At 35.5% G+C, this 16743-nt stretch carries 15 protein-coding genes; 12 read left to right on the top strand and 3 right to left on the bottom strand.

Features of this window, described 5'->3' with window-relative positions:
* Positions 1-115: 115 nt before the first annotated feature.
* Both FKR84_RS08535 and yaaA read left to right on the top strand, forming a co-directional pair.
* Entirely contained in the window at positions 116-2101 is a 1986-nt protein-coding gene (locus FKR84_RS08535) for a TonB-dependent receptor plug domain-containing protein (protein WP_141421879.1), read from the top strand.
* Between the two features lie 117 nt (positions 2102-2218).
* Positions 2219-2980 (top strand): peroxide stress protein YaaA, encoded by a 762-nt coding sequence (gene yaaA / locus FKR84_RS08540; protein WP_141421880.1) that lies wholly within the window; start codon positions 2219-2221, stop codon positions 2978-2980.
* A gap of 45 nt (positions 2981-3025) precedes the next feature.
* Here the strand turns inward: yaaA and FKR84_RS08545 are convergent, their stop codons facing one another.
* The gene (locus tag FKR84_RS08545; RefSeq protein ID WP_141421881.1) at positions 3026-3613 is read right to left on the bottom strand and encodes a DUF6134 family protein; all 588 of its coding nucleotides are present in this window, start codon (positions 3611-3613) and stop codon (positions 3026-3028) included.
* Positions 3614-3847: 234 nt separating this feature from the next.
* On the opposite strand from FKR84_RS08545, the gene FKR84_RS08550 reads away from it, so the two are divergent.
* The 10 genes from FKR84_RS08550 to FKR84_RS08595 all read left to right on the top strand — a co-directional run bounded on the left by FKR84_RS08550 (position 3848) and on the right by FKR84_RS08595 (position 14392).
* Positions 3848-6241, top strand: a complete 2394-nt coding sequence (locus FKR84_RS08550; protein WP_141421882.1) for a heavy metal translocating P-type ATPase — start codon at positions 3848-3850, stop codon at positions 6239-6241.
* Positions 6242-6298: 57 nt separating this feature from the next.
* Positions 6299-6490 carry a cbb3-type cytochrome oxidase assembly protein CcoS gene (gene ccoS, locus FKR84_RS08555; RefSeq protein ID WP_141421883.1) on the top strand — a complete coding sequence of 64 codons (192 nt, stop codon included), beginning with the start codon at positions 6299-6301 and terminating at the stop codon, positions 6488-6490.
* A 1-nt stretch (position 6491) separates the two neighbouring features.
* A complete protein-coding gene (gene ccoN / locus FKR84_RS08560; protein WP_141421884.1) occupies positions 6492-8693 on the top strand; it encodes a cytochrome-c oxidase, cbb3-type subunit I in 2202 nt (733 codons plus the stop codon).
* 12 nt (positions 8694-8705) lie between these two features.
* Positions 8706-8891 (top strand): CcoQ/FixQ family Cbb3-type cytochrome c oxidase assembly chaperone, encoded by a 186-nt coding sequence (locus FKR84_RS08565; protein ID WP_141421885.1) that lies wholly within the window; start codon positions 8706-8708, stop codon positions 8889-8891.
* Entirely contained in the window at positions 8888-9844 is a 957-nt protein-coding gene (locus tag FKR84_RS08570) for a cbb3-type cytochrome c oxidase N-terminal domain-containing protein (protein ID WP_141421886.1), read from the top strand. The genes FKR84_RS08565 and FKR84_RS08570 overlap by 4 nt, the downstream gene beginning before the upstream one ends.
* Positions 9845-10012: 168 nt before the next feature.
* Positions 10013-11440 carry a cytochrome c oxidase accessory protein CcoG gene (gene ccoG, locus FKR84_RS08575; protein WP_141421887.1) on the top strand — a complete coding sequence of 476 codons (1428 nt, stop codon included), beginning with the start codon at positions 10013-10015 and terminating at the stop codon, positions 11438-11440.
* 12 nt (positions 11441-11452) lie between these two features.
* On the top strand, positions 11453-11905 hold the full coding sequence (locus FKR84_RS08580) for a FixH family protein (RefSeq protein ID WP_141421888.1): 453 nt from the start codon (positions 11453-11455) through the stop codon (positions 11903-11905).
* Between the two features lie 15 nt (positions 11906-11920).
* Positions 11921-12631: a sulfite exporter TauE/SafE family protein gene (locus FKR84_RS08585; protein WP_141421889.1), complete on the top strand. Its 711-nt coding sequence runs from the start codon at positions 11921-11923 to the stop codon at positions 12629-12631.
* A gap of 71 nt (positions 12632-12702) precedes the next feature.
* On the top strand, positions 12703-13974 hold the full coding sequence (locus FKR84_RS08590) for an acetyl-CoA hydrolase/transferase family protein (protein ID WP_141421890.1): 1272 nt from the start codon (positions 12703-12705) through the stop codon (positions 13972-13974).
* Between the two features lie 34 nt (positions 13975-14008).
* Entirely contained in the window at positions 14009-14392 is a 384-nt protein-coding gene (locus FKR84_RS08595; protein WP_141421891.1) for a group III truncated hemoglobin, read from the top strand.
* 98 nt (positions 14393-14490) lie between these two features.
* Here FKR84_RS08595 and hemN read toward each other — a convergent pair whose 3' ends face one another.
* On the bottom strand, positions 14491-15852 hold the full coding sequence (gene hemN / locus FKR84_RS08600; RefSeq protein WP_233357719.1) for an oxygen-independent coproporphyrinogen III oxidase: 1362 nt from the start codon (positions 15850-15852) through the stop codon (positions 14491-14493).
* Positions 15853-15865: 13 nt separating this feature from the next.
* Positions 15866-16696: a universal stress protein gene (locus tag FKR84_RS08605; protein ID WP_141421893.1), complete on the bottom strand. Its 831-nt coding sequence runs from the start codon at positions 16694-16696 to the stop codon at positions 15866-15868.
* Positions 16697-16743 lie beyond the last annotated feature (47 nt).

Here is a 16743-nt window from a genome sequence, read left to right on the forward strand (position 1 = left end):
TTGTCAGAGATTCGCAATTAATCAGTTACAGCTTTTAATCCTCAAAAACTATATACTTTTTTTGACAAGAAAGTAGAGAAAATTACTTTTGTGGGCGTAAACCAATTTATTTTTAATGAAAATAAAACTTATCCCCACGACTTTAATTTCCGTAAAGAAATTATTAACTTTTATGTTATTGATTTCTTTAGTTTTAGGTAATCTCACTACCCTAAACGCTCAAGAAACACAAACAGAAAAAGATACCGTAGGCTTACAAGAAGTGGTTTTGCAAATGGGCAGGTTGCAGCCAATGCAAGACGAGGGTAAGATTGTTACCCAAATTACCGCTGCAGAAATACAGCAAATACCGGTAAATTCTATAAGCGAAATTTTAGATTTTGAACCTGGCTTAGATATACGGCAACGTGGCGCAGCAGATATACAAGCAGATATAAGTATTCGTGGTGGCACATTTGACCAAAATATGATTTTGCTTAACGGAATAAATGTGAGCAATCCGCAAACGGGACACAATACCTTGAATTTGCCAATAGATTTGTCTGCCGTAGATAAAATAGAAATCATAAAAGGAGCCGGCGCAAAGTTGTATGGTTTTAATGCATTTTCGGGCGCGGTAAATTTTATAAGCGGAAAACAAAGATATCCTTTAAAAGTACACCTCACAGGTGGCGATTTTGGATATTTAAAAACTTCTGCCCAAAGCCAATTTAAAACCGGAAAGTTATTCCAGCATTCGGTAACTACTTCGTATGCTAAAGGTGACGGCGATTATGACAACACTGATTTTAAAACCGGCAATGTATTTTATCATGGGAAATTCAACCTGCAAAAAGCTAAAATAGAGCTAATGGCCGGCTATGCCGATAAAGCTTTTGGTGCCAATAGTTTTTTCACGCCAAAGTTTCCCAATCAATTTGAAGAAACTTCAACCCAATTGGGCGCGCTTAAGTTTCAGCAGCAATTTAAAAATCTTAACCTACAAGCCAACGCTTATGCTTATCGCTCTAACGATAGGTTTGAGTTGTTTCGTGATAATGCACCAGATTGGTACGCTCAACATAATTATCATCAAACAGATGTGTTAGCGGGACAGGTAAAAGCAAATTATTACCACGCTTATGGTAAAACCAGTCTTTATACTGAGATACGCCAAGAAAGCATAAAAAGCAACGTACTTGGCGAGGCAACGAAAGACACAATTAGCGATCGTAATTGGTTATATACGCCAACCAAAGATGGTTTTTTTACCAAAAAATACAAACGCAATATTGGCGATATAAGCCTGGGGCACCAATTACGTTTTAAAGATTTTGTACTCAATGCTACCCTTAAAACTTTGTTTTTTGAAAATAGTGCAAAATTGTATCCGGGAGCAGATTTGGCGTATAGTTTTAATCGTTCGCAAGAACTGGTGTTTTCGGTAAATTCTTCTATGCGTTTACCTACTTTTACCGATTTATTTTATGAGGGACCAACCCAAAAAAGTAACCCGAATTTAAAGGCAGAAGAAGCCGTAACTTACGATTTGAGCTATCAATTTAAAAATCCTACAATTGGTTTTTATACCAGTGTTTTTTATAGAGATGCAACAAATTTAATAGATTGGGCTTTAGCCGAAGACGAAGAGATTTACCGCTCCAAAAATATTGCATCGCTTTCCAGTTATGGCTTAGAAGTTAGTGCCAGAGTTAATTTAACCAAATGGAGTAGTGGTGTTTTACAAGATTTAAGAATAGGGTATAGCTTTTTGGAAAATAGACAACCCAATAACAATACGGTTTCCAGTTATATAAACGATTATTTAAAGCATAAAGTAAATGCCAATTTGATGTTAGCGCCAATCTCAGGTTTTACAATGAGTTTGGGCGGCGTTTTTCAAAAGAGAAATGGTAAATTTGAACGCTATATAAATACGGTTTCGCAGGGTTTGCAAGCCTACAAAAGTTTTGTAAATTTAAAAGCCAACGCCAGTTACCGTGTAGATAAGTTTACAATTTTTGCAAACCTCTATAATATTTTAGATACAGAAGTGTACGATTATGGTAACATACCTTTACCCGGTAGATGGTTAAAAATTGGTGTAGAATATAGTATCTAGGTTTTTTTATCCATTTTAAAGTAAGCAAGCACAGACGCTATTAAAATTGCTGTTAAAGCAAGCTACAAAGTCGTATGATTTCCAAAAAAGTCTTATTTTCAACTAAAATTTAAAATAATGAAAATAGTAGTTTCTCCGGCAAAATCTTTAGACCAAGAAAGTAAATTACCGGTTAACAGAGGTACGCAACCTAAATTTGTAGAAGAAGCGGCGCAAATAAACAGAAAGTTGGCGCGAATGAGCAAACAAGAAATTGCTGATTTGATGAGCATAAGCGACAAGCTGGCCGACTTAAATTATACGCGTTTTCAAGATTTTGAAGAAAAACACACCAAATCTAACGCAAGACCCGCAGTTTATATGTTTGATGGCGATGTATACACAGGCTTAGATGCATATACTATTGCCGAAGATAAAATTGATTATATGCAGAATAGCTTGCGTATTTTATCTGGTATGTACGGCATTTTAAAACCTTTAGATTTAATACAAGCTTACCGCTTAGAAATGGGAACAAAATTATCGGTAGAAAGTGATAATAATTTGTATGAATTTTGGCAAAAAAAAATTACGCAGAGTTTAAATAAAGAACTAAAAAAAGATGAGTTGTTTGTAAATCTTGCCAGTAAAGAATACTTTAAAGCAATAAACCCCAAAGAACTCAAAACGCCCGTTATATCGCCGGTTTTCAAAGATTTTAAAAATGGAAAGCTTAAAATTATAGCCTTTTATGCTAAAAAAGCCCGTGGCGTAATGGCCCGATTTTTAATAGAAAATAAAGCTGAAACGCAAGATGCTTTAAAGGCTTTCGAAGGAATGGACTATCGCTATAGCGAAGAATATACAACCAAAGAAAACGAACCTGTTTTTGTTAGATAGCTGACTGTAAAATAAAAACTGCTATTTATTGCTTTCAAACAAAACCTACTTTTTTATAATCTCAAAATTTATAAGACCAATATCTATTACTGCTTTTTCCAGAATTCCATTTTTGTAAAAATAGGTATTTACTTTGCCTTTACTATTTGTTTTTTCGTAAGTATGCCGGCGTATTTTTTTTAATTCATGAAATTCGCCGTGTTCTTCTGCATAAACCTTTTCTATATGTAAGGGTTCTTCAAAAAGTAGATTTACAGTGCTATACGCAATGTTTTCTGTAATGCTGCGTTGTTGTTTTCCGTTTTCGTAAAAAATATAGTCTTGCGCATTTTTTTCCGTAAAGGTATTGGTGCGTGTGTTACCGTTAAGCCGTATTTTTGCAGCAGCTTTTATAAGTTGATCTTTGTTGTATACCACTGTATATTGATAGTCTACTTCTATATTAGCAAATAAAATGCGCGTACTAATTGCTGTGTGGTTATAATAATGTACGTTGTCTCCTATCGGTTTTTTCTTGGCAGTTAAGGTGCCAATGGTGTTATTTTTATGTATAATATTAAAAAGTAAATCGGTTTCTTGGGCTTGTAATTGGAATGCCAAAAATATAAAAAATATAAAATAAGAAAGCCGCATTGCTGTTAATTAAGAAATTTAAGACTTTACGGAAAGAAATCTTCTTTTTATTCTTTTCCGTGTAAACGAATATAATAAAAAGCGTTTAATAATTAAGTTTAGGTAAAATAAAGTTAACGCAACTCGTTAAAATCAAAAGAAATAGACGAATGTTAAATGCCTGGAAAAGTATGATAATTGTCATAATCTATCTATCTTTACTTGTCGAAATTTGCTTTGTTATTTGCTACAAAAATGAATAAAACTTGTTTTCACTGCGGAAATGATTGCGATAAAACAGCTATCGTCTTTGAAGAAAAAGACTTTTGTTGTCGAGGTTGTAAAACGGTTTTCGAAATATTTTCTAGTAACGACCTTACTTGTTATTACGATATGCAGGCGGCGCCGGGTGCAATTCCCGAAGAGATAAAGGGAAAGTACGATTACCTAGAAAACCAAAGTATAGTAGAAAAGCTGGTAGAGTTTGACGATGGTAACCTGCAAATTGTAAACCTCTACATACCGCATATGCATTGTAGTTCGTGTATTTGGATTTTAGAAAACTTGCACAAATTACAACCGCATATAAAATCTGCACAAGTAAATTTTCCTCAAAAAACGGTACGTATAACTTATAAAACCAACGAGTTTTCTTTAAAAGACACAGTGGTTTTACTCAATAGTATTGGGTATGAGCCCTACATTAGTTTGAACGATGTAGATAAAGGAAAAAAAGAAGTAGATCGCAGTCTTATTTATAAACTAGGCGTGGCCGGATTTGCATTTGGAAACGTGATGTTTTTGTCTTTCCCAGAATATTTTGAAGTTTCAGAATTTTGGCTAGAGCAATATAAATATCTGTTTCGTTGGTTAATGTTTGCTTTTTCTTTGCCGGTAGTTTTTTATAGCGGACAAGAATTTTTTATATCGGCTTACAAAGGTTTGCGTTCTAAAATGCTTAATATAGATGTGCCTATTGCTTTAGGAATATTGGTGTTGTTTTTACGTAGCACCACCGAAATCATTTTAGATATAGGAACCGGCTTTTTCGATAGTTTGACCGGCCTGGTCTTTTTCTTGCTTTTAGGAAGGTTTTTTCAACAAAAAACCTATTCGTTTTTATCGTTTGAAAGAGATTATAAATCTTATTTCCCTATTGCGGTAACGCGTATTTCTAAAAATAGAAACCAAGCAAAAGAAGAGAATATACAAGTTTATGAAATTAAAGAAGGCGACCGGCTTTTAATAAGAAACGCCGAGTTGCTGCCCGTAGATGCTATTTTAATCAACGGAAAAGCACAAATAGATTATAGCTTTGTTACCGGGGAAAGCGAGCCGGTTACCAAAACATCTGGAGAAAAACTTTTTGCCGGCGGCAAACAAATGGCTGGTGGTATAGAGGTAGAAGCTTTAAAATCTGTAGAACAAAGTTACCTTACCCAACTGTGGAGCAACGATGTTTTTAGCAAAGATAAATCTGATTCTTTTGTTAATCTTACCAACAAAATAAGCAGGTATTTTACCATTGTTATTTTGCTTATTGCGGTAGTTGCTACTGCTTTTTGGTTGGTAACAGATGCAAGTATGGCCATAAATGTATTTACGGCAGTTTTGATTATTGCTTGTCCGTGTGCGTTGGCACTTTCTACACCTTTTGCCTTAGGAAATATGTTGCGTATTTTTGGCAGGGCAAAATTCTATTTAAAAAATGCTCACATTATCGAGAAATTAGCCCAAACAGATACGATTATTTTCGATAAAACGGGTACAATTACAACCAATCAAAAATCTACCATTGCTTATGAAGGTATGACGCTTGACGCGGAAGAAGAAGCGTTGCTCAAAAATACTTTGCGTTCTTCTAATCATCCGTTAAGTCGGGCTTTATACGATTTTTTAGCAGAACAAGACATTCACACTTTAGACGATTTTGAAGAAGTTACCGGTAAAGGAATGCGTGCCAAACTGAACAAAAATGCTATGCAAGTGGGGTCTGCTAGCTTTGTTGGCAATCCTGCCGAGCAAAAACAACTAGATACTAGCGTTCACGTAAAATCTAATAATGAGTATAAGGGGAAATATGTTTTTAGAAACCAGTATCGAGATGGCGTAGATCAACTTTTCAAAAACTTGTCTGCTACCCATAAAATAATGATTCTTTCTGGTGATAATGAAGGTGAACGGCAATACTTGCAAGAGTTTTTACCGCAAGGAACAGATTTACTTTTTAACCAAAAACCAGAAGATAAACTCAATTATATAAAGACCCTTCAAAAGGAAGGTAAGAAAATAATTATGGTTGGCGATGGTTTAAATGATGCAGGAGCGTTGGCGCAAAGTGATGTTGGAATTGCTATTGCAGAAAATGTTAACGTTTTTTCCCCGGCTTGCGATGCTATTTTGAAAGCTTCTAAATTACAAGATTTTTTCAAATTTATGAAAGCCTCAAAAAAGACTATTAGCATTATTAAATGGAGTTTTGTATTATCGTTCTTTTATAATGTAATAGGCTTGTACTTTGCGGTTACAGGACAATTAATGCCAGTGGTAGCTGCTATTTTAATGCCGTTAAGTTCAATATCTGTATTAGGATTTGTAACGCTAATGACGAATATTGTTAGTAAACGATTACATTTGCAGAAAACTTGATAAAAGTCATTTTTTAAGATTACGTTCACAATTATTTTTGAATTCTAAATAAAACCTATGAGTGTTATTTATCTTTTATTAGCAATAAGTGTGGTAGTTGCCATAGTCTTTTTTGTTGTCTTTTTATTTTCCGTAAAGAGAGGACAATATGACGATGTTTACACACCATCTGTACGCATGCTTTTTGATGATGAGTTAGTAGATAAAGACGCTAAAAAAACTTCAGTAACCAAAGACAAACACAATTAATATGGAAATGGATAAGTTTTATTACGATAATAAGATCGTAAAAAAATTCTTGTATGCTACAATTTTTTGGGGAATTGTAGGGATGTCCGTAGGACTTCTACTGGCCTTTATGTTTATATTCCCAAATATAACCGATGGTATTTCTTGGTTGAGTTTTGGGCGTTTACGTCCGCTACATACCAACGCCGTTATTTTCGCCTTTGTGGGTAATGCTATTTTTGCTGGGGTTTATTACTCTTTGCAACGTCTTTTAAAAGCAAGAATGGCTAGCGATGCATTGAGTAATATTAACTTTTGGGGATGGCAATTAATTATTGTCGCAGCAGCCATAACCCTGCCTTTAGGGTATACTACAACCAAAGAGTATGCAGAGCTAGAATGGCCAATAGATATTGCAATTGCTGTAGTTTGGGTTGTTTTTGGTTGGAATATGATTGCAACAATTTTAAAAAGAAGACAGCGCCATTTGTACGTTGCTATCTGGTTTTATTTGGCAACTTTTGTAACGGTTGCTGTTTTGCATATTTTTAATAGTTTGGCATTGCCGGTGAATCTTTTAAAAAGTTACTCTGCTTACGCAGGAGTACAAGATGCTTTGGTGCAATGGTGGTATGGTCATAACGCGGTAGCCTTTTTCTTGACTACACCGTTTTTAGGTTTAATGTATTATTTCGTGCCAAAAGCCGCAAACAGACCGGTATACTCTTACCGTCTTTCTATTGTTCACTTTTGGTCGCTAATCTTTATTTATATTTGGGCTGGACCTCACCACTTGTTATATTCTTCGTTGCCGGAATGGGCACAAAACCTTGGGGTTGCATTCTCAGTAATGCTAATTGCTCCCTCTTGGGGAGGTATGATTAACGGGTTATTAACCTTGAGGGGTGCTTGGGATAAAGTTCGTACAGATCCCGTTCTAAAGTTCTTTGTAGTTGCGATAACCGGATACGGGATGGCTACTTTTGAGGGGCCAATGCTTTCTTTAAAAAACATTAATGCCATTGCTCACTTTAGCGACTGGATTATTGCACACGTACACGTTGGTGCTTTGGCCTGGAATGGTTTCCTTGCTTTTGGTATGATTTATTGGCTAGTACCGCGTTTAGTTAAAAAAGACTTATATTCTATAAAATTAGCCAATGTTCATTTTTGGGTAGGAACTTTAGGGGTTATTATGTATGCTTTACCATTATACGTAGCAGGATTTACACAAGCTGCTATGTGGAAACAATTTAATCCGGATGGTTCTTTGGTTTACGGTAACTTTTTAGAAACCGTACAAGAGATTATGCCTATGTACGCTATGCGTGCCGTAGGAGGTAGTTTATATATCTTAGGGATGTTTATATTGTTGTATAACATAGTAAAAACCATAAAAGCCGGGAGTGCGGTAACAGATGAGTTGGCAGAGGCAGCACCGTTACCACGTGTTACTGCCAAGCGTGTAAAAGGAGAAGCTTATCACACCTGGTTAGAGAGAAGACCGGTAAAACTTACTATTTTTGCTACCATCGCCATTTTAATTGGTGGGGTGGTGCAAATTGTACCAACTATTATGGTAGAGTCTAATATTCCTACAATTGCCAGCGTAAAACCATATACGCCCTTAGAGTTAGAAGGTCGTGATCTTTATATTAGAGAAAGTTGTGTTTCTTGTCACTCCCAAATGGTAAGGCCATTCCGTAGTGAAGTAGAACGCTATGGCGAATATTCTAAAGCCGGAGAATTTGTATACGACAGACCATTTTTATGGGGAAGTAAACGTACCGGGCCAGATTTACATCGTATTGGTGGTAAATACTCGGACAGCTGGCACTTTAACCACTTTTATGATCCACAAACCACTTCGGCGGGCTCTATTATGCCAAGTTACAGATGGTTAATAGAAAACGAATTAGACAAATCTGATACCGAAGATAAATTGCGTACAATGGTTGCTTTAGGAGTTCCGTATACGGAAGAAGATATCGAAAATGCACAAGAATGGATGGACTCGCAAGCAGCAGCTATAGAACAAAGCTTATATTCAGATCCTGACTTTGCTAAAAGTTATGAGGCAGATAAGAAATATGCCGAAGAAAACGGACTGGAATTTATAGAGATGAAAGATCGCGAAGTAGTTGCTTTAATTGCCTACCTACAACGTTTAGGTACAGATATTAAAGTAGAAAACCAGAGCGGGGACGAAGTAAGTTCTAACTAAAAGACAACAATTATGCTAAAATTTATTAAAGGACATATGGAAACCATTAACGGGGTAGAAATTTACCCCATGGTTTCTCTCCTAATCTTTTTTATCTTTTTTGTAATTCTTTTTTGGTGGGTTTTTACTAGCAAAAAAGATTACATTAACGAAGTAAGTAGTATTCCATTAGAAAACGATAAAGACGCCAACCAATGAAAAAACTAGCACCTTATTTACGAGTAATTGCTCTTATGCTAATTGCTTTTTTACTAATAGAGTATACCGTAGAGGTAGACAAAGGCTCTGTATTTACAGAATATCCAATAGCTTGGTTAGTTTTGGGAGTGGCCTTTTTAGCGGTTGTTGCTATAGAAGTAAGTGTCGCAGCATTAAATAATGTAATGTATAAATCTTTAGACGAAAAAGCTAAAGAACGCTACCATGCACAGGAAGTAAAAGCCGAAAAAGAAAACTGGTTAAGCAAAACCTACAATAAACTTGTAGACCGTAAACCTTTAGAACGTGAAGACGAAATAGTTTTAGACCACAACTATGACGGTATTAGAGAGCTAGATAACAATTTGCCACCTTGGTGGGTTTACGGATTTTATGCCAGTATTATCTTTGCGGTAATATATATGCTTCGTTATCATGTCTTCCAAGGAGAAACCCAGATAGAAGAATTTCAGGCAGAAGTAGCCGAAGCTAAAATTGCTATTGAAGAATACAAAAAAACTGCCACAGATCTTATAGATGTAAATACCGTAGAGTTTTTAGATAGCGAAGATGATTTAACTGCAGGTAAAAACGTTTTTAACGCCAATTGTGTAGCTTGCCATAAAGCAGACGGCGGCGGCGGTATAGGTCCTAACCTAACAGATGAATATTGGATTTTGGGCGGGGGCATTAAAAATATTTTTAAGACCGTTGCAGAAGGTGGACGTTCCGGAAAAGGAATGGTTGCCTGGAACCAAACTTTAAAGCCATTAGAAATGGCGCAAGTATCCAGTTATGTTTGGTCCTTACAAGATACCAATCCAGATGGGGCTAAAGAGCCACAAGGGGAAATTTGGGAAGGTAGTGACAAACCCCAACAAAACGCTAACCAAGATAACAGAGCAGATAATACAACATCGGCAGATACAATTAATATCTCAGACAATATTTAAAGAAGTTGTCTCAAAAACAAGCTAACTGTCATTTATTGCAGAGCCAAGAAGTCTAATTTTTGCAGTAGACATCTGCCACTAAGTGAAAAATGATTGTATAACCAAAAAGTTTTTGAGACAGCTGCTTTCTTCTTAGATATTCTAATTACTGCTGTAAAAAAATCAACATTGGAAACACCCGATAACGAAACATTTAGAGACTCAATTGGAACTATTAACGAAGAAGGTAAGCGCTCTTGGGTCTACCCGAAAAAACCAGACGGGAAGTACTACGATTATCGCAAAATCGTAAGCTATGTGTTGCTTATTTTTCTAATATCAGCACCTTTTATAAAAATTAATGGAAACCAATTTCTAATGTTTAATGTGCTTGAGCGGCGCTTTAATATATTCGGTTTTCCTTTTTGGCCACAAGATTTTCATCTATTTGTACTCTCTATGATAATAGGGGTGGTTTTTATTCTCTTTTTTACCGTAGCATTTGGCCGTATTTTTTGCGGATGGATTTGTCCGCAAACCATCTTTATGGAGATGGTTTTTAGACGGGTAGAGTACTGGATAGAAGGGGACCGCGGTAAGCAAATGCGGTTAGATAAACAAAAATGGGATGCCCAGAAAATTAGAAAGAAAGTTAGCAAATGGTTTATCTTTTTTTTGATTAGTTTTTTAATTGCAAATGTTTTTCTAGCTTATCTTATTGGTAGCGATCAACTTATGCGCTATGTTATAGAAGGACCAGGTGCCAACTTAAATACCTTTATTTCTTTACTCATTTTTACCGGTGTTTTCTACTTCGTTTTTGCGTGGTTTAGAGAACAAGTATGCGTTATTGCATGTCCTTACGGAAGATTACAAGGCGTACTCTTAGATAAAAAATCTATTGTAGTTGCCTATGATTATAAACGTGGAGAAAAGGAAAAAGGAAGGGCAAAATTTAAAAAGAACGAAGACAGAGAGGCTTCCGGAAAGGGAGATTGTATAGATTGTTTTCAATGCGTGCAAGTTTGCCCTACCGGTATAGACATTAGAAACGGTACGCAATTAGAATGTGTAAACTGTACCGCTTGTATGGATGCTTGTGACCATATGATGGAGAAAGTTGGTCTACCAAAAGGATTGATTAGATATGCAAGCGAAGAAAATATTGCTGAGAAAAAACCGTTTAAGTTTAATGCAAGGTTAAAAGGTTATTCTGCCGTATTATTTATACTAATTGGCGTGCTTGTTGGTATGTTATTTTTACGAAACGATGTAGAAGCAAGAATTTTAAGGTTACCCGGACAATTATATGAGCGTAAAGACAATAATATTATAAGTAATGTATACACCTATAAATTGGTAAATAAAACCACCAGAAATATAGAAGATATACACTTTAAATTATTATCGCACGATGGGACAATAGAATTGGTATCTGTAAAAGATTTAGATGTACCAAAACAAGAATTAAGCGAAGGCACATTATTTATTGAATTGAACGAAGGAGCCTTGAAAAGTGATCACGAAAGACTTAAGATTGGAATTTACAGTGGCGATCAATTAATCGAAACTACAAAAACCTCCTTTTTAGGTCCGCGTAGCTTTTCGGGCAGGTAAAAAATTAAAAAGATGAAATTTAAAGTTAATTGGGGAGTAGGTATTGTTATCGCCTTTGTTGCTTTTATCGGGTTTATCCTGGTTTTAGTTATAAGAATGAGTACAGAAGATAGGTTTTCTCACGACTTGGTAGTAGAAGAGTATTATAAACAAGAATTGGGTTTTCAAGACGAGATAAACGCACAGAAAAATGCAAATGATATGACCCAGCATATTAAGTTACAAGATAACGCCAAAGGTCTTGAGATTATTTTTCCGCCTAAGTTGGAAACTAAAAATATCACTGGCAGCGTTTATATGTATCGCCCCGCTAATAAAGTATTAGATTTTGAGTTACCCTTGCAATTAGAAAAAAATAAAATGCTAATTCCAAAGGACAAATTGCTAAATGGCAAATGGAAATTCTCTATGAAATGGAAGATAGACGGAGAAAATTTTATGTATAAAGAAGATCTTCGCTTTTAAATAAAGCTTGCATCTATGGTACTTTCTGCTTTTTTACTAGGGTTGTTAGGAAGTTTTCATTGCGTAGGTATGTGCGGACCAATAGCTTTTATGTTGCCTTTAGACCGAAAATCTAAAGCCAAAAAACTATTGCAGTTAAGTTTATATCATTTAGGCAGGATTTTCACCTACAGTTTTATCGGTTTATTGTTTGGTCTCTTAGGAAAAGGAATTTACTTATTTGGCATGCAGCAAAAAATATCTATAGCAATGGGCGTGCTAATGATATTGATTATCTTAATTCCGCAAAGACAATTCAATAAATTTAATTTCTCTAAACCCATCTATAAACTTATAGGAAAAGTAAAAAATGCTTTAGGAAAAGAATTAAAAAAGAAAAGTCCAGATACATTTTTTAGCATTGGTTTTTTAAATGGTTTTTTACCCTGCGGACTCCTATATATGGCCATTTTTGGCTCGCTTGCTTTTGAGGGTATTGGCACTTCTGCCTTATATATGGTTTTATTTGGTCTAGGAACCGTACCATTGATGACAGCTGTAGTTTTTGCGGGTAATTTTTTTGGACCTAGTTTCCGTAAAAAAATCCAAAAAGCCATTCCGGTATTTGTTGTTTTAATAGGTTGTTTATTTATTCTACGCGGTATGGGGCTTGGCATTCCGTATGTTTCGCCAAAAGAAGTTCCGGTGCAGACCGCCAACTCTAATTACAATTGTGACGCTCCTTAAAGTCTGCTATTTGTCATAGTTTATCCTTTTCCATACTTTTATCTTTGTTACACTTAAAAAAAGATAAAATTATGCAAAAGTATATTTCAGGTACACAAGCTGTAAAACTTGTAAACTCCGGCGATAGGGTTTTTTTTCAAGGAGCCGCCATGACACCCGTTTCCCTTATAAAAGATTTATGCCAACGGTATAAAGAACTGCAAAATGTAGAAATCTTACAATTGCATACAGAAGGCGAAGCACTTTACACCCAAGAGCCTTACAGCGATGCTTTTAATGTAAATAGCTGTTTTGTAGGTAGTAATGTCCGTAAAGCGGTAAACAAACCCAGCGGCGATTATATTCCTATTTTTTTGAGTGAAGTTCACCAACTTTTTAGAAGAAATATACTTCCTATAGATGTTGCTTTTATACAAGTATCGCCACCAGACAAACACGGGTATTGCTCCTTAGGAACTTCTGTAGATGTAACATTACCGGCAATAGAATGCGCTAAGAAAGTGGTAGCACAAGTAAACCACAAGGTTCCTAGAACGCATGGAGATGGTATTATACACGTAAACCAATTGGATGCAATGGTAGAAGCAAACGAGCCGATTTATGCTACATCTATTAAAGAGCCTTCAGAAATTGAGAAAAAAATAGGTAAACACGTTGCTAACTTAATAGAAGACGGCGCAACTTTGCAAATGGGTATTGGCGGTATTCCTAACGTAGTATTAAATAATTTGACCAACCATAAAAATCTTGGTATACATACTGAAATGTTTTCTGATGGTATTTTACCTTTAATTGAAAAAGGCGTTATAAACGGAAGAGAAAAGGCAGTTAAAAACGGCAAGATTGTTACTTGTTTTGCCATTGGGTCACAAAAGTTATACGATTTTATAGACGATAATCCTATAGTGCATTTTAAAGAAGCTGCTTACACCAACGATACTTCCTTAATTCGAAGAAACCCAAAAGTTACCGCAATAAATAGCGCCATAGAAATAGATGTTACCGGGCAAGTTTGCGCAGATACCATTGGTAAATTTCAATACTCTGGTGTTGGCGGTCAAATGGATTTTATAAGAGGAGCTTCTCTTTCGGAAGGTGGAAAAGCCATTCTTGCTATGCCATCTATAACTTCTAAAGGAATTTCTAAAATTGTACCTTTCTTAAAAGAAGGGGCGGGAGTTACCACAACTCGTGCCCACGTGCATTACATAGCTACAGAAAATGGGGTGGTAGATTTGTTTGGTAAAAGTTTACAACAACGCGCTAAAGCTTTAATCTCTATCGCGCATCCAGATCATCAAGAAGAGCTGGAAAAAGCAAGCTATGAGCGTTTCAAAAGCTAAGCAAATTGCCTATCTTTATAAAAAATAAAGACAGATGCAAAAAGAGATAGAAAATAGAGAAGATGTAGAGAAATTAGTACATTCTTTTTATGTCAAAGTTAGAGCCAATCGTGAGATTGGCTTTTTCTTTAATGAAACTATAGAAGACTGGGATGAACATTTAGATAAACTTACAGACTTTTGGGAGAGCAATTTATTGCAGGTAAATAAATTTAGAGGTCGTCCTGGTCGCGCACATATTATGGTAGATCAAAAATTTAATAACAGTATAGAAGCTAAACATTTTGGTGTATGGCTAAATATGTGGGTAGAAACTGTAGACGAGCTATTTACGGGCACGTTAGCAGAAAGAGCCAAAAGCTACGCGCGTAAATTAGGAAGTAATTTTCATTTAAAAATTTTTATGGCAAGAAGTTAAGCTTTACGGATTATTATAAGGCCGTAAAACAAAAAAAGATGCAAAATATAAGCTTATATTTTGCATCTTTTTTTGTTTTAATCTCAAAAATCAAAATCTTAAATCGTCATAGAAAACAATTGCGTTTCTGGTTTTTTCCGCTGTAAGCGTAAATCAAATGCCATACATACGTTTCTAACAAAAGCACGACCTTTTTCTGTAATCTCTATGGCGTCGTTATGTTTTACAACCAAACCATCACTTTCCATTTCCTCTAATTGGTTTAAACTATGTGGTAAACCGGAAAAAAATAAAGATTCTGTTTTCCAATTGGTATTTAGTTGGCACATTAAGTTTAAAATATGGCGGCGTATAATTAAATCTTCTTCGTTTAAAATATGACCTTTAAAAACCGGAATTTCGCCTTCTTCAACACGAGCTTTATAAGCTTCTATAGTTTTTTCATTCTGGGCAAAACCATACCAACTGTCGCTAATGGCAGATACGCCCAAACCAATCATTAACTGGGTTTTAGAGGCAGTATAACCCATAAAATTACGATGTAGGTTATTCTCACGCATAGATTTGTGCAAAGAATCTGTTTTTAAAGCAAAATGATCCATACCAATTTCGGTATAGCCTATTTCTTCAAACATTCTTTTACCCATTTCGTACTGCTCGCGTTTTTGTTCGCCAGAAGGCAAATCTTCCTCTTTAAATCCGCGTTGCCCGTTACCTTTTATCCACGGCACGTGCGCATAGCTGTAAAAAGCAATACGGTCTGGCATTAAAGCTTTGGTTTTTAAAATGGTTTCTTCTACTGCTTCTTTGGTTTGAAAAGGCAAACCGAAAATTATATCATGACTTACAGAAGTGTAACCTACTTCGCGAGCTTCTTCTGTAGCGCGTTTTACATTTTCAAAAGGTTGTATACGGTGTATGGCAATTTGCACCTTCATTGTATAATCTTGTACGCCATAACTTACCCGTCTAAAACCCACATCATATAAAGCTTGTAAATGTTCTCTAGTTGTATTGTTGGGGTGGCCTTCAAAACTAAATTCGTGATTTTCTGCTCTGTTGGCAGTTTCAAAAATAGAATTTATTAGGTACTGAAGGTTTTCTGGACTAAAAAACGTGGGCGTGCCACCACCTAAGTGAATTTCTTTGATAAGGGGTTTTTCAGGAAGTTTGTCGCAATACATACGCCATTCTTTTAGAACAGATTCCATATACGGAGTTTCTACCTCGTGGCGTTTAGTAATGCGTTTGTTACAACCGCAAAAAGTGCAAAGGCTCTCGCAAAACGGTAAATGAATATAAAGGCTTATACCTTCGCTAGCGTTACTTTCTATAAATGCTTTTTGAAAAGATTTTTCCCATTTTTTCGGGGTAAAACTTTTATCTTCCCAATAAGGAACGGTTGGATAACTGGTGTAACGCGGTCCGGGAATATTATATTTTTGAACTAATGAACTCATGTTTTCTTTGATTTTATTCGTGAAGAACCAAAAAAGGCAATCTTTCCGGATAACTTATTTTCTCCAATTCCGGATGAAATAATAAATGTTGAAAGAGGTTAATATTTTTTGCAGACATAGCAATAATAGAAATGTTATGACTTTCTAAAAATACCTGTAAGGCTTCTTCTAATGTACTATTCACTGTAAAGTGAAAATTATGCGGTAAATATTTTAAATAAGCGCGTATGGCGCGCTTGTGTTTTTTTTGTTGAAGACTAAGCTCTTCGTTTTTTTTAGAAACGTATAAAACGCTAAGCTCAGCTTTATTCAGTAATAAAATGTGCGATAGGGTTCGTAAGACTTTAGATTGATAAATACTATTAAAATCTGTAGGAAAGACAACAGATTTTGGCGGTTGGTAAGTTGCCTTCTCGGGAATAACAAAAACCGGACATTTTACCCTGGTTATTACATCTGTGGTATGACTACCAACGGTAGATTGTTTTAAAGCCGATGCGCCTTTGGTGCCCATAGCAATAAAATCTATAGAAAGTGTTTCTACTTTTTCACGTATAACGTCAATAAATTTTTTCTGCTCAAAATGCAAACTGATTTTGCTAGGAACTGCCAATTTTTTCTTAATCAACAATTCTTTTAAACGTTCTAATTTATTTGTTGCTGTGTTGTTTTCTACAGTTATGCTGGCGGCGGTAGAAGTGTCTTCTAAAAACGGCGCTTGTTCTAAGTTGTTTTCTACGTGAAGAATATGAAATTGGGCATCTACATTACCAAAAAAAGAAAGGGCGTAACAAACGGCATTTCTTGCATTCTTCGAAAAATCTGTAGTTATTAAAACATTCATTCTTAAAACTTTATTACGTAGCAAATGTAATTTGATGTACCTATGTA

Source organism: Haloflavibacter putidus, assembly GCF_006546625.1.
Taxonomy (GTDB): domain Bacteria; phylum Bacteroidota; class Bacteroidia; order Flavobacteriales; family Flavobacteriaceae; genus Mesonia; species Mesonia putida.